The organism is Pedobacter fastidiosus (assembly GCF_014306625.1).
GTDB classification, from domain to species: Bacteria; Bacteroidota; Bacteroidia; order Sphingobacteriales; family Sphingobacteriaceae; genus Pedobacter; species Pedobacter fastidiosus.
In genome coordinates, this window is the sequence record NZ_JACRYL010000028.1 from 1 (window position 1) to 16,120 (window position 16,120).

Annotated in this window: 12 protein-coding genes; 1 reads left to right on the plus strand and 11 read right to left on the minus strand. The window is 36.8% G+C overall.

Features of this window, described 5'->3' with window-relative positions; translation table 11 throughout:
- Positions 1–405: 405 nt before the first annotated feature.
- Positions 406–1,518, plus strand: coding sequence for a thioredoxin family protein (locus H7U22_RS20665; protein WP_187073247.1), 1,113 nt, complete (start codon positions 406–408; stop codon positions 1,516–1,518).
- Between the two features lie 499 nt (positions 1,519–2,017).
- On the opposite strand, the gene H7U22_RS20670 is transcribed toward H7U22_RS20665, so the two are convergent.
- The 11 genes from H7U22_RS20670 to ccoN all read right to left on the minus strand — a co-directional run bounded on the left by H7U22_RS20670 (position 2,018) and on the right by ccoN (position 16,064).
- On the minus strand, positions 2,018–2,575 hold the full coding sequence (locus H7U22_RS20670; RefSeq protein WP_187073248.1) for a hypothetical protein: 558 nt from the start codon (positions 2,573–2,575) through the stop codon (positions 2,018–2,020).
- A gap of 460 nt (positions 2,576–3,035) precedes the next feature.
- Positions 3,036–5,210 (minus strand): outer membrane beta-barrel family protein, encoded by a 2,175-nt coding sequence (locus tag H7U22_RS20675; protein WP_187073249.1) that lies wholly within the window; start codon positions 5,208–5,210, stop codon positions 3,036–3,038.
- A 102-nt stretch (positions 5,211–5,312) separates the two neighbouring features.
- Positions 5,313–6,518 (minus strand): helix-turn-helix domain-containing protein, encoded by a 1,206-nt coding sequence (locus H7U22_RS20680; protein ID WP_187073250.1) that lies wholly within the window; start codon positions 6,516–6,518, stop codon positions 5,313–5,315.
- A 98-nt stretch (positions 6,519–6,616) separates the two neighbouring features.
- Complete coding sequence (locus H7U22_RS20685; RefSeq protein WP_187073251.1) at positions 6,617–7,450, minus strand: PRC-barrel domain-containing protein; 834 nt, start codon at positions 7,448–7,450, stop codon at positions 6,617–6,619.
- A gap of 732 nt (positions 7,451–8,182) precedes the next feature.
- On the minus strand, positions 8,183–9,844 hold the full coding sequence (glgP, locus tag H7U22_RS20690; RefSeq protein WP_187073252.1) for an alpha-glucan family phosphorylase: 1,662 nt from the start codon (positions 9,842–9,844) through the stop codon (positions 8,183–8,185).
- Positions 9,845–9,961: 117 nt separating this feature from the next.
- On the minus strand, positions 9,962–10,660 hold the full coding sequence (locus H7U22_RS20695) for a sulfite exporter TauE/SafE family protein (RefSeq protein WP_187073253.1): 699 nt from the start codon (positions 10,658–10,660) through the stop codon (positions 9,962–9,964).
- A complete protein-coding gene (locus H7U22_RS20700) occupies positions 10,660–11,088 on the minus strand; it encodes a FixH family protein (RefSeq protein ID WP_187073254.1) in 429 nt (142 codons plus the stop codon). The genes H7U22_RS20695 and H7U22_RS20700 overlap by 1 nt, the downstream gene beginning before the upstream one ends.
- Positions 11,089–11,421: 333 nt before the next feature.
- Positions 11,422–12,801 (minus strand): cytochrome c oxidase accessory protein CcoG, encoded by a 1,380-nt coding sequence (ccoG, locus tag H7U22_RS20705; protein ID WP_187073255.1) that lies wholly within the window; start codon positions 12,799–12,801, stop codon positions 11,422–11,424.
- On the minus strand, positions 12,782–13,750 hold the full coding sequence (locus tag H7U22_RS20710; RefSeq protein ID WP_248284821.1) for a cbb3-type cytochrome c oxidase N-terminal domain-containing protein: 969 nt from the start codon (positions 13,748–13,750) through the stop codon (positions 12,782–12,784). Before H7U22_RS20710 ends, ccoG begins: the two co-directional genes overlap by 20 nt.
- Entirely contained in the window at positions 13,737–13,919 is a 183-nt protein-coding gene (locus H7U22_RS20715; RefSeq protein WP_187073256.1) for a hypothetical protein, read from the minus strand. Before H7U22_RS20715 ends, H7U22_RS20710 begins: the two co-directional genes overlap by 14 nt.
- A gap of 3 nt (positions 13,920–13,922) precedes the next feature.
- Complete coding sequence (gene ccoN / locus H7U22_RS20720; protein ID WP_187073257.1) at positions 13,923–16,064, minus strand: cytochrome-c oxidase, cbb3-type subunit I; 2,142 nt, start codon at positions 16,062–16,064, stop codon at positions 13,923–13,925.
- Positions 16,065–16,120: the final 56 nt, after the last annotated feature.

Sequence of the window (16,120 nt, forward strand, 5' to 3'; positions counted from 1 at the left end):
AAAAAATAGACCCAAATAATGACTATTATTACACAACTAATTCAACATATTTGTCCAATTAATAAGGGGTCGGTACACCTGTCTGAATTGGACAGAAGTTAGAATAAATTCGTGTGATGTTCGGTTTTACACAAATAAGTAGTAACTAACTGCCTCAATCACCCTAGTTAAAGTATTGAAGTGTCTTTTTTGCCATTAGCACATCAAAATTCGTCAAAGCATAGATATCCAAAGACGGTCAATCCCAAACTCCCAAGTATGGATTATAATTGCACTTTAACGGTTTGCCATACACTTCACATTCCTTGGTGTAGGTGTAATATACAAAACGATCTCAAAGTAATACAATATGTTTCTCTTAATTGTCTAATTTATTTTAAATTAGACAATCAAATTCAGATTTATATGAGAAAATTGTTGATGCTGTTTTTTATGATAATTCCACTTCAGATTTTTGCCGTCGAATTCTTTAAAGGCACTTATGCCGAAGCTTTACAGAAATGCAAAGGAGAGAATAAGTTGTTGTTTCTGGATTTTACAGCGGTATGGTGTGGCCCCTGTCATCAAATGGAGCGTGAAATTTTAAATGATGTAGATGTATCGGCTTTGCTTGATGAGAAATTTGTAGTCATTAAGATAGACATTGAAGAGCCCGAAAATTACTATTATACTGACAAATATATCCAATCAAATGGTATTCCAGATTATACCATTTTAAATGCTAATGAAGAACAAATAGGAAAACACCATGGAGCATGTGATAAGGAAGTCTTAATGCAATTTTTTAATGGAGTTTTAAATTTTGAGAAACCAAATGCTGTTAATATCAATACAAAAATTGAAAAGTATAAGTTGGCTTACGAAAAGGAAAAATCTTATGGAGCATTATATATCTATATAAACAATCTTTTGAAATATAAGCAAAACGATAAGCTAGCCTTCGAGTTGTATCGTAAGTATATTGCAAATGTGAAAAGCATCAAAAATTATGTCTTATTAATACCTTCATTATTTGCACAATATTATGGTCAAGAGAATAAAGCAGAAGCTTACGCTAACATGGTACGTTTCATTAAGCAAGTTGATAAAAATAATGAAATAGAAAACAAGTTAAATCTAATAGCCTATTTTTATTATTCATCAAGCAATGATTTACAAAACTCAAAAAAATATTTAACGAATTATCTAAATATAATAGAGAACCAAGATTGGATAGAAGCATCTACCAAAATTGGTTATATCAAAAAAAACACTTACCTGTACAAAGACTACAAATGGGGTATCAGTGCGTTAAAGGAATTTAGAGTTAATTACGCAAAAGCTTTTTCGAATAAAGAGAGGGTGCCAATAACTGGATATTATTACCAATTGGCAGTTATGAATTTTTTAGATGGTAATATTAAAAAAGCAAAGGAGATGGCTTCGCTATATGATGCTGAAAAGAACAAACAAAGTCATACAAGTATTTTTAAGACCGAAGATCAACAATGGTTAAAAAGGATTAGAGAGGCTGATTGAACAGATTTAGCCTATTAAAATTTTCTTTCATTCTCGGAGATTGAATTATGCATTTGGTGTCTTAAAGTCTAATTTAATAATTTAGAATGTGAAAATTATTATTCTTTTTCATTACAGTAATTGTTTGTTGATGTTAATTCCTCTCAGATTAATTACTCATTATCAACCAAATAACTTATATTTGATTAACAAAAAATTGTTCTTTCAAAACTAGTCAAATCATATCAAAATAACTGGTGCCCAATTTGGTGCCCACATTGAAATAATGATTATATAAATTTCACAACTTGCTCATTTAGTGCCGATTGGATTAATAAGTCATTATCCCAGCGGGATCACAGAAATTCAAAAACCATCTTTATTTAGTTTAAAGATGGTTTTCTGTTTTTAAGGTAATTTGCAATGTTGCTTAAAAACTAATTAAACAAAGATTTTGTGTTCGATGTCGGTAAGGTCGACCCTATGGGATAATAAAAAGTGAAACGTTGTGTGCCTAGCTTTATATTTTATTGATTAGTTTCAGTGTTTTCAAATCGTAAATTCCAATTTCGTTTTTATCTGTTTTGTCGTGTTTGCCATTATTGTTTGTGTCGTAATGGCCGGTAATAATGATAATTCCTGTCGTCTTATTAACTACCCAAGTGCTTACAAATAATTTACTGTCAGTTAGTTGTGTTTTTTGTTTTCCGTCTGTTGATAAAACTATAATTTGAATTGGGTCATCCCAGTCAATTCCTTTCTTTCCGTCTAGGTCAACAGTCTGTGCTGAAACAAGTAAACAATTAATTCCTAAGCTGTCAATTTTTATTTGTTCAACTTTCTGAAAATAACCTTCGTTTGGAAAGTCAACTTGGTTTGTCTGCCCATTTTTTGTGTCAATAAATAAAAGGTATCTACTTTTCAAGCCTTCCATTTTACCCCAATTTTCAATTCGAGCAATCACATATCCAGTTCCTTCAACTTCTGTCAGCTTGTTAAAACTTACATAGTTGTATTTGTCTTGTCCATACGTGGTCAAGGAGAAAGTTGTCAAGATAATTAAAAGTATGTGCTTCATTTTTTTAGTTTAAGTCTTTTATACTATTTTAAATATACAAAAGATAAATCCTGTCACTTTCGTTAAAGTGTTAAACATGGTAAAGAAAAAAGGTTTTATTTATATATAAGTGATAGACAGGACGCCCTTATAATATCCAGAGTAGTGAAATCACAAAAAACTCTACTAGAGAACTTTTATTACTTGTCATCTAATTCATCTACCAAATTAATTATACGTTTTAAATCTGACACAAAGTTGTGAAGAAAGTTAATAAATTAGATATTGGTCATAATACTCTTATCTGCAACTATTACACACAAAATTTTAGGTTTAAGTGACCGCTGAAGAGCGAACACTTAAACCAGATTGGGCTATAATCCTTAATATTCACTTACATCATCTAGAAGATGGGCTCAACTGAGGTGGTAATCTGCAGCACAATCCTCAATCTGCCAACACAACCGCCTATAAATGTATTTTAACCTCTAGATTTTATCCGTTCTTGCTCTTCAGTTTTTCCTTTCTCACTGCCCTGAGCCCTATTTTTTTTATTGCCAAAATTATAATTTAAACCAAGATATAAACCACGGCTTTCCCACTTTCTAGAATTACGTTGGTTAATTTGGCCGATTACAGCAACCTGTTCCCATTTCTGGGTATTGAAAATATCTCTCATGGCTAGGCTCAGATTTAACCTTTCGTTGAATACGGGTTTCTTCAAAGAAAAATCAACACTGTAAATGGCTTTTGTGCTGTAGATGGAAGAACGACTGGCATAATTAAACCAGGCACTTAATCCCGCTTTCCAGCTTTTTCCCAAATCAACTGTGTTGCTCAAATAGCCATTAAAACCTGCTCCACCTTGTTCAATACTCGCTAAACCTAAATATTTACTCAAATCTGCTTTATAAAACTGATAATAAGGTTCTGCCGAAAAATACCCAGTCCATGCCTTAAAAATTTTAAAAGGACTGTTAAAACTAACATTTAGAAAACTTCTCTTCCCAGCATTAACGGGCAACTCTAAAGTTTGATCACCTTGTTGGGTACGGATCACCTCGATTAAATCTGCAGTAGAATTATAACTAATTTTTAGTTGTCGCTGCCCATCAAAAGTGTAATCTAGCTCAAGGCTATTGGTAAATTGCGGTAACAAAAGTGGGTTCCCCCTCGATGCATAAAAGAAATCGGTACGGTACACATAAGGATTTTGATCTTGAAAGGACGGCATGTTGATCCTTTTACTGTAGGCAAACCCCAGACTATTTTTTTCGCTAACCTGATAGCGGATAAAGAGCGTTGGAAATAAATTTAGGTAGGCAGTATCTGGAAGCGCTGTTTTTAACCCGGTTTCATTAATCGAAAGCCCTTTCATTCGAGTATATTCACCGCGTAACCCCGCCTGTATATTTAATTTACCCACATTGCGTTCCAAACTCAGGTAGGCCGCTGCTATTTGTTCTGAATAGTCGAAATCGTTAGATTGATTGGCAACTGAAACATTGCCCCCGCTCTGTTTTGCCAAAAGTGAATTATCTGTTTTACTGGAAGAAAATTTCAGACCCGATTCTAGATTTACCTTTCCTAATTTTTGGCTGTAATCTGCCTTAGTTGAAAATAGATTGATCTTCGTGCTGGTGTTATTTTCAAACCCATTTACCAAGCCAGACGATGTAAAACGATTATCTACATAATTTCCAAGCCTGGAGCCATAATGCATCCAATTTGCCTCAAGCAAAAGCTTACTTTCTTTTTCTCCCACGTATTGATAGTTTACGTTGGCAGATAAACGATTCTCCGTTAAGTTTGCTTGTGTAAAGGTAGAGAGTAGATCTGGAAAATTGCCAGATACTTCCGTCTTTGCATCCGAAGGAAAATCATCCCATGTGCGCTGGTAAGTTAGTATCGTACCTATGCGGTGCTTTTTATTTAAATCGTAATCTAGGCCAGTACGAAACATCGAATTACTGTAACCCTGCCGTTCAACACCATTTTGATTCAACACTTTATCCAAAAGAATGCGGTTGCTCGTAACTTCGGTAAACTGCAGGCTGTTATCTAAATTTCCGTTAAAGAAAGCGTTAACCTTTTCTCCTTTGACATTTAAGTTTAGGGCTGTATTTTGCTTGTAATGTTCCATTTGCTGATAACCTGCAAGTAGATTTCCACTTATGCCGTGAGTAGTAGATTTTTTGAATACAAGATTGATGATTCCCGCATGGCCTGCAGCATCATATTTAGATGAAGGATTCGAAATGACTTCTATCGTTTTTAGACTGGCGCCGGAAGTGCCCTTTAAAAGTGTGCTCAGCTGTTGTGCACTTAAGGTTTGAATGCGGCCATCTACCAGCACTTGTACACCATTTTTACCACTGATCTTAACATTATCCTGCCCATCAACAGTAATCCCAGGTACCAAGCGCAGCAACTCAAGCGCATTTAAACCTACAGCAGTTGGCATAGCCTCTACATTGAGCAATATTTTTCCAGATTTAATCTGCACTACCGGCACAGTGCTTTTGATTTTTACCTCATTTAACTGATAGGTTTTTAAGGTATCTTTCCTTTTACGGATGGCAGAACTATCCTGTTGTTGCCCAAGAGCGGCCAAACTAAAAATCATCAGCAACAAAAAATTGAAATGGTGTTTCATAAACGGATTTTTTTCTTTCAAAACTCCGAATTATGAATGCTACAGTCGCCTCAGATTATAATTTGAGGCAACATTATGGGGTATCACATTATAATTTGCAACTCAGCTGGTAATATTCAGAAAATCTTTGGGATTTTTTCCGGTAAATTTTTTAAAGCTTCTGTTAAAAGTAGCTTTCGAATTAAATCCAGCATCAAATGCAATGGCCAATAAGGTCTGGTTCTTAAATTCCGGCATCGCCAGCCTTTTTACCACTGCATTTACCCGATATTGATTGATATAATCATTAAAATTAAGTTTAAATTGCTGGTTCACTGCTCTACTCAGAATCACCGAATTGGTATTTAGTTTTTTGGCAACTTCGCTCAAGGTCAAATCAGGCCGTTCAAACAATAGGCTATCTTCCATAAGTTTCATCAGTTCCTTTTTAAGCAGCAACATTTTTTCATCTATTACTACAGGTATTTGATCTTCCAATCCGAGGTTTAGAACCCCTATTTCAGCATCAGTTTCCAAGGTATCAAAGCCAACAAGCAAACTCGGGTTAAACTGTATTTTATGGAGGGGAAGATGTACCGCATGGAACGCATTAATTGCGATATAATAAACCACTATGGCAAAACCCAGATAATAATACCATGGCCCAAAATAGCGCATGCGTTCAAAAAAGTCGAAATTGGAAAGTGCCGTTCTGATGATGGGCATGATACTCAGCAGAAAAAAAGCATAAAGAAAATTTCTGAGCCATTTCAAACTGGCCTGGTCGGCAAAAGAAGTCGCAATAGCGGTATATTTTTTATACTGATTGTAATATCTAATCGATAAAAAAAGATAAATGAGCACACTCAGCATTGATAATATAGTGTACCAATTTGCAAAGTCGGGATCTTCAGATTCGTTGGTTAGATGATAGCGTTTGTAAATAAAAATATCAATCAAGCTTATCGCTACATTGACAATTAAATACACAAAGCCTGGCATTAAATGCACCCAGGCAAGGCCATCTATCCGGAAACTATAATTAAAGATAGATTTGGTATAAAAGCACAGCAGCGGACCAATAAAAAGGCTGTGCACAAATGGAACGAAAAATAGAATATCGCGGTAAGGCTGGTTATCGTACCACCCTGCGAAACCAACCATAAAAGGAATAATCAGCAAGGCGGCAACAATCAAAAACCAGCCCATTAATTTGTCTGCATAATTTTCCTGTTTAATACTTCTTCTAAAAAACAGAAAAGCATATACGAGGATATGGAAGAAAAAAATCAACAGCAGACAACTCTGCAGACCAAATTCGAAAAGCATACCGGAAAATTAGAAAAAAAATGCCGCTTTTCTATGGCGTCAACGGGATTTTACATACCCTATAATTTTTGATCACCTTTTGCTCGCTCTTTGTTATTCTAAACCGATAAATTATGTGTCGTGATGCCCTCGCCTATTGCTTCAACAAAACGTTCATCCAACTGATCCATTGTTCTCCATTGTACACCCCTTTCGCCTGCCTCTGCATAAATAACACCAATCTTTTCCCCTTTGTCGAGAATCCTATAAGTGCCATTTTCTTGTGGTTCTATTGTAAATTTACCATCTTGTGTATTAACCTCAAATGCTTCAAACTTATCGGCAACTTGGTGATCATTATCACGATTAGTTATTTGGTTAGTTCCTGAATGTTCAATGAGCTCATGAATGGTATTAATCTCTTCCTCACGATTATCGGAGGGAACTGTTTCATTATGCTCAGCAGTATGAGAATCTCTACTTGCAGATAATCTTCCGCGATCAAAATGATGGTGGTTATAGAATTCAGAAGGATCCATCTCCGAAATTTCTTCTTCAATCCTCAATGCAGCTGGGCTTCCAATAGCCGTCCTGATTTTCATTTCTGTTTCTCTGGTTATTTCTCCAATAATGTATTGAGGCAGGGCAGCATATTGGCTTTCATGCAAAACCGGAATCACGACTTCCTTTTTATCAATTCCAAGGTTGGCAAAACCAATAGGCATAAGCACAGCCTTATCTTCCGTTCCTACTATGCTCTCATCAAGATCAACGATGATATACCGAATCGCATTTTGTTCTGGATCAAATAACAAATCCCTTACCTTGCCAACCGTATTTTCGCTTTCATCTATCACTGGCCATCCTGTAATGTCGGTTTCGCCATCAATAATTTTGTAATCTCCTCGAGATAATTCCTCTAAATTTATGTACTCAATAATTCCTGTATTCATAATTTTTAATTTAAGGACGATTTGTCACGTCCTTATTTTAAACAAGAAGTAAATGAAATGGTTTTCTATTGTTATTAGAAAGAGGGAAATTGAGGCTGAACTAAATTGTTAAGAAATACACCAAAATCATTTATCGTTTTACGAAAAGATATTAGATGTATTTAAAGTTAGTTGAAAATTTAAATAAGTAAAACTTAGTTTTCGATTTTAGCTGGAGGGTATTCAAATGGCAACTGTTCGCCCATCCGCCTTTCTACCTGATAATTTAATAAAAATTAACGGCAAACCTATATGACTCAGAATGACTTTATTGTCGGTTTATTTTTTTAAAACCCTATTCTTCCAAATGAGGCTGTATCAAAAAGAAAAATCGTTATGTCAAAACAGAATAAAATTTTGTTTTGACAGCGACTTCTTAACCTCTCCCTATGGAAGTTTGTGGTTTTTATGTTGGCTCGCATCCCTCTCCTTGAAGAGAGGGAAACGGAAGACTGTTATTTGAACCCTTTGGGTTTCTCTCAAAGGCCATTAAATCCCTCTCTTCAAGGAGAGGGACAGAATAACACTAGCCAAAGCAAAAAACCTTAACAGGGTGAGGTAAAAATCAATTGAAAAATTTAATTTGGTAACTCTTCCTGAATTTTGATTTATGAGATAGTCTCCTAAATACTTTGTTTATAAATACAAACTGAAAATTTAATCGGTCTTTCTGAAAATGCTCACTATTTGAGTTTAGCTTTGATCCGTTTTGTCGTACATTTTTTCGTAATATTCATTGGCCATCCGTGTAGATTCGAATGCTGGAATAACGTCTTCAACCCCTTTTTTAATCATCTGGAACCATTTTGTTGGATTGTTATAATACGTAGGTAAAACCTTCTGCTCCAAAACATCCATTAGGTTGCTGTTTTCTTTGGCATCGCGATCAGCTTCTGGAAGATCATCAGAAGAGGGTTCTATAATAAAACAGTTTTCACCATCCACAGCAAACTCCGGAATCCAGCCATCAGGGATGGAAAGATTTACACCTCCATTCATTACAGCCGTCATACCACTTGTTCCAGAAGCTTCCCGATACATTTTAGGGTTGTTGAGCCATACATCTGTACCTTTTTTGAGCAGTTCTGATAAGCCAAGCTCATAACCAACCAATACCGCACAATTGGCAAAGGTTTTCGTTTTACTAATGATGCTGTTAAAAATTTTATTTGCTCCAGTATCTTCAGGATAGGGTTTTCCAGCCCAAATGATTTGTACAGGTTGTTCTGTATTCTTTAATAATTCAAGAAATCGATTCCAATCATGCATCAATAAATCTGCTCTTTTGTAAGCCGCAAAGCGCCTTGCCCAAACCAAGGTTAAAATATTTTCATCGAACAACTTTCCTGTTTGGTTCGCAACCTCTTTAAATAGTAAGATTTTCATCTCCTTTTTACGGACTTCTAAACCTTGCTGATCGTTTGCTTCGAGCTTTTCAGCGAAGTTTTCGTCTTGCCAGTAATGCTTATTTTGTGCATTGGTAATCGAAGTAATTTCGCAAATGCCTGCATAACCGCCCCACATATCTCGGGCAACTTCTCCATGTAATTTAGAAACGCCATTCGCTTTGCCAGAAAATTTCAGCGCAGCGAGTGTATAATTAAATTTATCACCCTCTAAGCCCAGTACAAATTTCACTTCGTGATCTTGCATGTGGTAGAAAAAAGACATTTCTTTTAAAAGCGCAAAATCGTGTTCTTCATTACCGGCAATTTCGGGCGTATGCGTGGTAAAAACCATTCTTTTCTTAATTTCTTCGAGATTTTTGAATTTAGAATACAGGTAAAAATTAAGCGGAACGGCATGGCCTTCATTCATGTGGTAGATATCTGGCGTAATGTTCAATTGCTCCAAAAGTAAGCCCCCACCAATACCCAAAATAATAGATTGTGCAATTCGAGTGGTCTCATTTGGATCGTAAAGGCGATGCGTAATGCTCTTGCTTACCTCGTCATTTTCGGGCAAATCCGTACTCAATAAGAATAAGGGCGCCGAACCAAAAGTTTCTGGTCTTAACAAATAGGCTTTAACCTGAACTGTTGTGCTGTGTACCGGCACCGAAAAAACAATCCCGGTATCTTCCAGAAAGGAATAATCCTTTTCAATAAAGGTGGCAACCATATTATTGTCGCGATCTCGAACCTGATCGTAATAGCCATACTTCCAAAGCATTCCAATCCCAATTAGGTTTTGTTTTAATTCGTAAGCACTCCGAAGGTGTGAGCCAGAAAGGAAGCCCAAACCACCACTGTAAATTTTAAGTGATTGATCGATGGCAAACTCCATAGAAAAATAAGCGACTGATGTACTGTATTTTGCGTCGGGCGTGTACCCAAGGAAATCTGTTGTAGTCATAAAAAGCGTGATATAGATTAAATGGATTGATCATTTAAATAACAGCTTAAGATACACAAAGTTTTATCCTTCGATAACAAATCAAAAATCACTGAAGATTATGATAGCCTAATCTTCTTACTTACAATCAATAGCGTGACCATAACCGCTTATATTTTTTGGGGATAAGAAAGGAATTCCCAAATCAGCCGAACGTAATATGAACAATAAACCCATAAAAAACATAAACCACGGCACAAGTTTATTGGTATTGAAATGGATATATTTTTTAAGAAAGATTCCGCCCAGGGAAATCATCATCATCAATGGTGCAGTACCCAAACCAAATAAAAACATAAATGTTGCACCAGATTTTACAGTACCTGTATTTAAGGCAGTTGCAAGTGCCAAGTAAACCATTCCGCATGGAATTATGCCGTTCAGCATCCCTGCAAACAAGCCCCACATAGGCAAATTGAAAACCTTACCCATCAGTTTGCTGATTGGATTCAAGACTTTAAACTGAAGTTTTAGAAATTGATTTTTATAACGTTTGCTAAACTCCAAAGCCGTAAATAAAACCAGAACAATTCCAATAACCAAACTTAATGTTTTCTGATTGCTGAATATTTTAATGCTATTGCCCAATGCACCCACAAGTATTCCCAAGAGCGTGTAAACCAATATCCGTCCGAATTGATAGAGCAAAAGCTGAAATCCCGAGGCTAAAAAGTTGCTTTTCTTAAAGGGCATTCCGAGCATAATCGGTCCGCACATTACCGCACAATGTAGGCTCCCGAAAAGCCCCATTAAGAAAGCTAGAGGTAAATAATCCATCACAGGGTGATATTATTTTTATATAGATAATCTTTGTTTCCAGAGCGCCACTGCAAGTTTAAGAACCACATTCCCTTGGGCATTTTTGTTTTATCAACCAGAATTAGGTTAGAGCTGCCAGTTGTTTTTCCTTTCAATTTAACATCATCCAAACTATTTGATGGACGCATTAAAACAAGTTCGTAATTGGCACTTTCTTTTATTTGAATGATCATTTGATTTTTGGTGATGGTAATTGTCGGTTTTGCATCATCCTTAAAAACGTTTTGTTTGGCGTTGTATTCGGCGTTGTAATTGATGCCTTTTTCGTAATAATTCTCTTCAATTAAAGCATCTCTTCCATGTACATGAAACATATAAGCCACCATGCAAACGATAAATAACATGAATGCGAGCATCCCAAGCACTATTTTTGTTCCCCAGTTCATATATTTTTAGATTTATACAGTTAATTTTATTTAAGCCATGCCATATTTCCTAGCTATGCCGTCCTTCCCGCGCAGGCGGGAATCTTAATGCAGAGCAAAAGCCGACCTAAGCATTAAGATTCCCATCCGATAGCTATCGGATCAAGCTGAGAATGACGGCGTTTTATACGTTTTGCCTAACCATGCCATATTTCCTAGCCATGCCGTCCTTCCCGCGTAGGCGGGAATCTTAATACAGAGCAAAATCCAGCCCAAGCATTAAGATTCCCATCCGATAGCTATCGGATCAAGCTGAGAATGATGGCCGTTTTAAAATGAAGACCGTTTGAAAACTCATTCCCCTTTTGGCGGTGCAAAAAAACTCGTTGTTGCCGTACTTAAAACCTCTCCATCAACTATGATTTCAAAAACTACATCGCTTTTATATTTCGCAATAGAGTTGTTTTTCTTAATCAAAAAGAACGTCAAATGAGCTGAGCCTTCCTTTGGTAAAACATTTGCCTTTTGGATAAAATCAATTTGATCATTCTGATCTTTAGACCTAAAGCTAAACTTAAGCTCTTTATTAGTTTTGTTCATCAGCTCAGCATTATATAGATTACTGGTTTGATCGATTCCTCTACTTTGATACAAAGTTCCACTGGCTCTTAATACCGTAGTTTGAATGTCTTCTCTTTTATAAATAAGCGAAGAAAAAACCATTAAAACCACAAACAAAACCGCAGCATAGCCGTAAGATTTTAATCCAATTTTGTAGGGTTTTCTTTCATTAATGAAATCCTGATTAAAGAAACCGATCAGATTTTTTGGTTTACCAATCTTGAGCATTACCTCATTGCAAGAATCGATACAGGCCGTACAGTTTACGCATTCGAGCTGTGTACCTTGTCTAATATCAATTCCTGTGGGGCAAACCTGTACACATAAATTACAATCTATACAATCGCCATTTTTTAATGATGAAGCTTCTTTTTGCAATCGGCCTCTAGGTTCTCCCCGGGTAAAATCGTAAGCTACAACTAAGCTTTGATTATCTAACAAAACACCTTGTAGCCTACCATATGGACAAATTACCGTACAAACCACTTCGCGGACGTAGGCAAAAACACCATAGAAAATGAGTGTAAAAAGCCAAATGGAAATAAATCCAGAAACATGACCAGCAATGGGTTCGATTATAATTTTAACCAATACGTCTGAACCAATCATATAAGCCAGAAAAGTATTGGCAATGGCAAAAGAAATGATCAGAAAAATTAAATGCTTAGCTCCTTTTTTAAATATTTTTTCAGCATTCCATTCGCCCTCATCTAATTTGCGCTGTTTGTTTGCATCGCCTTCAATCCAATATTCAATTCTTCGGAAAATCATTTCCATAAAAATGGTTTGTGGACAGGCCCAACCGCACCATAATCTACCCAGCACAACAGTAAAGCACACAATGAACATAATGAAAATGAGCATCGCAAGCGCAAAAAGGTAGAAATCCTGTGGAGTAAAAATCAATCCGAAGAATACAAATTTCCGCTCGATAAAATTTAAGAGCACCAATTGCTCTCCATTAAGTTTTAAAAATGGACAAGAAAACAAGAACAAAAGCAACACATAACTTACCCATTTCCGTTTGGTGTATAATTTGCCCGACGGTTTTTTGGGATAGAGAAAATTCCTGCCTCTATTCTTAGTTTCAGTTTTATTTTTTGGTAACATCATCTTTTTTCACCGTATCTTTCACCGTATTCATTTCGTTATCCTTTAAGCTCTTTTCTTCATATTTTTCACCCTGTGGCGCTTTTGCACCTGCCGGATTTGATCCTTTTAAAGAAAGTATGAAATTGGCTACAGCACTAATCTGTTTAGGATTTAAATTCTTTTCCCAACTGATCATCCCCTTTTCTGGAACGCCATATTTTATCGTTTTAAAAACATTGTTGATCCCGCCACCATGCAACCAATATTCATCCGTTAAATTAGGGCCGATAATCCCCTGCCCCTTATCGCCATGGCAAACCACACAATTTGTGGTAAAAACGGTTCTGCCCTCTTGTAAAACGGTTGGCGTATTATCAAACTTCACGGAGTTCTCATCAATGGTATTGGCAGATTTTTCTAAATAGGCCGCTTTCTCAACCTGTGCTTTTACCATTTCGTGTTCGTATTCCTGATCTTGCAAATCTCCATATCCACCAATGTGATAATAGAATAGATAACCAACTGCAAAAATCATCGTACCAAAAAAGAGCACATTAAACCAAGTAGGAACAGGATTGTTCAGTTCTTTAATCCCATCGTAAGCATGGTCAATAACTAAATCTCCCTCCTCTTCAATTGGTCTTAGGCTTAAAAGTTTAGTCCAAATGGAAGGCTTTTTAGGCTGAAGGCTCAACCATTTATCGTAATCCAAAACCGGTTCTTTTAGCTGCTTGATATATGGCGTTGGGTTAAGCTGTTCCGCATACATCACCTTAAATGCATTAAGAAGGGTTATGGAAACAAAAAGCAGAACCAATACGAAAAGCAATAAAATGGCCAGGAGCATTTCGGAACTTGTTAAACCCAAGCTTGGTTCTGCTGAAGCAACTACAGCCGAAACTTTTTCATCCGCAGCAAAAGCTGTAATAGATAAAAAAAGAGATAAAACAGTTAGATTAATCTTCTTCATTTTCTTGAGGATTATTTTCTTGAATGGGAAGTGCACTCATCACTTCGATATGCTTTTTGTTTAATTTAAATAGGTATAACCCAACTATTACAAAGAATACCATGAACATGAGCAATGAAGTGATTAGGTAAATTTCACCTCCAGCTAAATCTTTTATCTGATTGAACATATTTTATTGATTTGAAGGAATAGTTTCTTTATTGGCTTTTATATCGGTGCCCAAACGTTGCAGATAGGCGATGATGGCCACAATTTCTCTGTCGCTTTTAACCTTGATGTTGTTCTGTTTCAAATCCAAAGCAATTTTTTCCGCCTGAATTTTAAGGTCATTATTGGCTTGCTGATCATATCCCTTTTCATAAGGAACGCCCAAAGTTTGCATCGCCCTAATTTTACTTGCTGTGGTTGTGGTATCCAGTTTCTGCTCCACCAACCAAGGATAAGGAGGCATTATACTTCCCGGCGACATTGAAGTAGGATCCAGTAAGTGATTGTAATGCCAAGCATCAGAGTATTTTCCGCCAATGCGATGTAAATCTGGTCCGGTACGTTTACTTCCCCATAAAAAAGGATGGTCGTAAACAAATTCGCCAGCCTTGCTATACTCGCCATAGCGCTCCGTCTCTGATCGGAAAGGACGAACGGTTTGCGAGTGACAGTTTACACAACCCTCTCTAATGTATAAATCTCTTCCTTGAAGCTCTAACGCTGAATAAGGTTTTACGCTTGCAATGGTCGGAATATTGGATTGAATCGTAAAGGTTGGCATCATTTCCACCATCCCACCGATTAGGATAATAATTAAAGAAAGCACCATAAATTTCATTGGTTTTCTTTCTAAAACTCGGTGCCAAGCTTTATCGGCAGGGGAACTATCTACAATAATTTTGCTTAAAGGCATGGCTTCTGCAGGCTCATTTGCAACTAACTTGGCGCTTAACATCGTTTTGGCCAAGTTGTAAGTCATTGCAATTACGCCTGTTAAATAAAGTGCTCCACCAATAGAACGTAAAATATGCATTGGAATAATTTGCAAGGTGGTTGCCAAGAAGTTTGGATATTTCAACAAACCTTCAGGGGTAAATTCTTTCCACATTAAACCTTGGGTAAAACCTGCCCAATACATCGGCACAGCGTAGAACAAGATTCCCAAAGTGCCAATCCAAAAATGGAAACCAGCTAATTTTTTAGAGTACAATTCCGTTTTATAAATGCGTGGAATTAACCAGTATAACACCCCAAAGGTTAAGAAACCATTCCAGCCTAATGCGCCAACGTGTACGTGTGCCACAATCCAATCGGTAAAATGCGCAACGCCATTAATTTGTTTAAGCGATAATAGAGGCCCCTCGAAGGTTGCCATTCCATAGGCAGTAAGCGCAACCACCATAAATTTAAGGGTTACATCTTCTCTAACCTTATCCCAAGCACCACGCAGGGTTAACAAACCGTTAATCATCCCGCCCCAACTTGGTGCAATGAGCATAATGGAAAAGGCAACGCCTAAAGATTGCGCCCAACCCGGTAAGGAAGTGTACAATAAATGGTGTGGCCCAGCCCAGATGTAAATAAAAATTAGCGACCAAAAGTGAAGAATACTTAATTTGTAGGAATAAACGGGTCTGCCCGCCATTTTCGGCAAGAAGTAATACATCATCCCCAAATAAGGGGTAGTTAAGAAAAAGGCTACCGCATTGTGTCCGTACCACCATTGTACCAGCGCATCCTGAACTCCGGCATACACATAGTAACTTTTCATAAAGGATATTGGAAGCTCAAAGGAGTTTACAATATGTAAAACGGCGATGGTTACAAAAGTGGCGATGTAAAACCAAATGGCTACATATAAATGTCGTTCTCTTCTTTTAATAATTGTACCGAACATATTTACGCCGAATACTACCCAAATGATAGTAATGGCAATATCAATCGGCCATTCGAGTTCTGCATATTCATGAGAGGTGGTAAAACCTAACGGAAGTGTAATGACTGCCGAAACGATAATGAGTTGCCAGCCCCAAAAGTGGATTTTGCTCAGTACATCGCTAAACATTCTCGCTTTAAGCAAGCGCTGAAGCGAATAATACACACCCATAAAAATGGCATTGCCTACAAAAGCAAAAATTACTGCATTGGTGTGTAAAGGTCTAATCCGTCCGAAAGTAGTGTACTGATTGCCCAAGTTCATGGCTGGCTTAAACAGTTGCATCGCTATAAGCAAACCAACGGTCATGCCGATAATGCCCCAAACCAATGTGGCAATCCCAAAGTTGCGAACAATCTTGTTATCGTAGGTAAATTTTTCTAACTGCATAATAGAAAAGAGGTTTTGTTTGTTGTATGTCTCAAAGGTATCTTGAACAACTTGCG

Excerpts from the sequence above, each read along its gene's own strand:
- H7U22_RS20665 (WP_187073247.1), top strand. The coding sequence starts at position 406 with ATGAGAAAATTGTTGATGCTGTTTTTTATGATAATTCCACTTCAGATT.
- H7U22_RS20710 (WP_248284821.1), bottom strand. The coding sequence starts at position 13,750 with ATGAAGAAGATTAATCTAACTGTTTTATCTCTTTTTTTATCTATTACA.
- H7U22_RS20670 (WP_187073248.1), bottom strand. The coding sequence starts at position 2,575 with ATGAAGCACATACTTTTAATTATCTTGACAACTTTCTCCTTGACCACG.
- ccoG (WP_187073255.1), bottom strand. The coding sequence starts at position 12,801 with ATGATGTTACCAAAAAATAAAACTGAAACTAAGAATAGAGGCAGGAAT.
- H7U22_RS20680 (WP_187073250.1), bottom strand. The coding sequence starts at position 6,518 with ATGCTTTTCGAATTTGGTCTGCAGAGTTGTCTGCTGTTGATTTTTTTC.
- H7U22_RS20675 (WP_187073249.1), bottom strand. The coding sequence starts at position 5,210 with ATGAAACACCATTTCAATTTTTTGTTGCTGATGATTTTTAGTTTGGCC.
- glgP (WP_187073252.1), bottom strand. The coding sequence starts at position 9,844 with ATGACTACAACAGATTTCCTTGGGTACACGCCCGACGCAAAATACAGT.
- H7U22_RS20695 (WP_187073253.1), bottom strand. The coding sequence starts at position 10,660 with ATGGATTATTTACCTCTAGCTTTCTTAATGGGGCTTTTCGGGAGCCTA.
- H7U22_RS20685 (WP_187073251.1), bottom strand. The coding sequence starts at position 7,450 with ATGAATACAGGAATTATTGAGTACATAAATTTAGAGGAATTATCTCGA.
- H7U22_RS20700 (WP_187073254.1), bottom strand. The coding sequence starts at position 11,088 with ATGAACTGGGGAACAAAAATAGTGCTTGGGATGCTCGCATTCATGTTA.
- H7U22_RS20715 (WP_187073256.1), bottom strand. The coding sequence starts at position 13,919 with ATGTTCAATCAGATAAAAGATTTAGCTGGAGGTGAAATTTACCTAATC.
- ccoN (WP_187073257.1), bottom strand. The coding sequence starts at position 16,064 with ATGCAGTTAGAAAAATTTACCTACGATAACAAGATTGTTCGCAACTTT.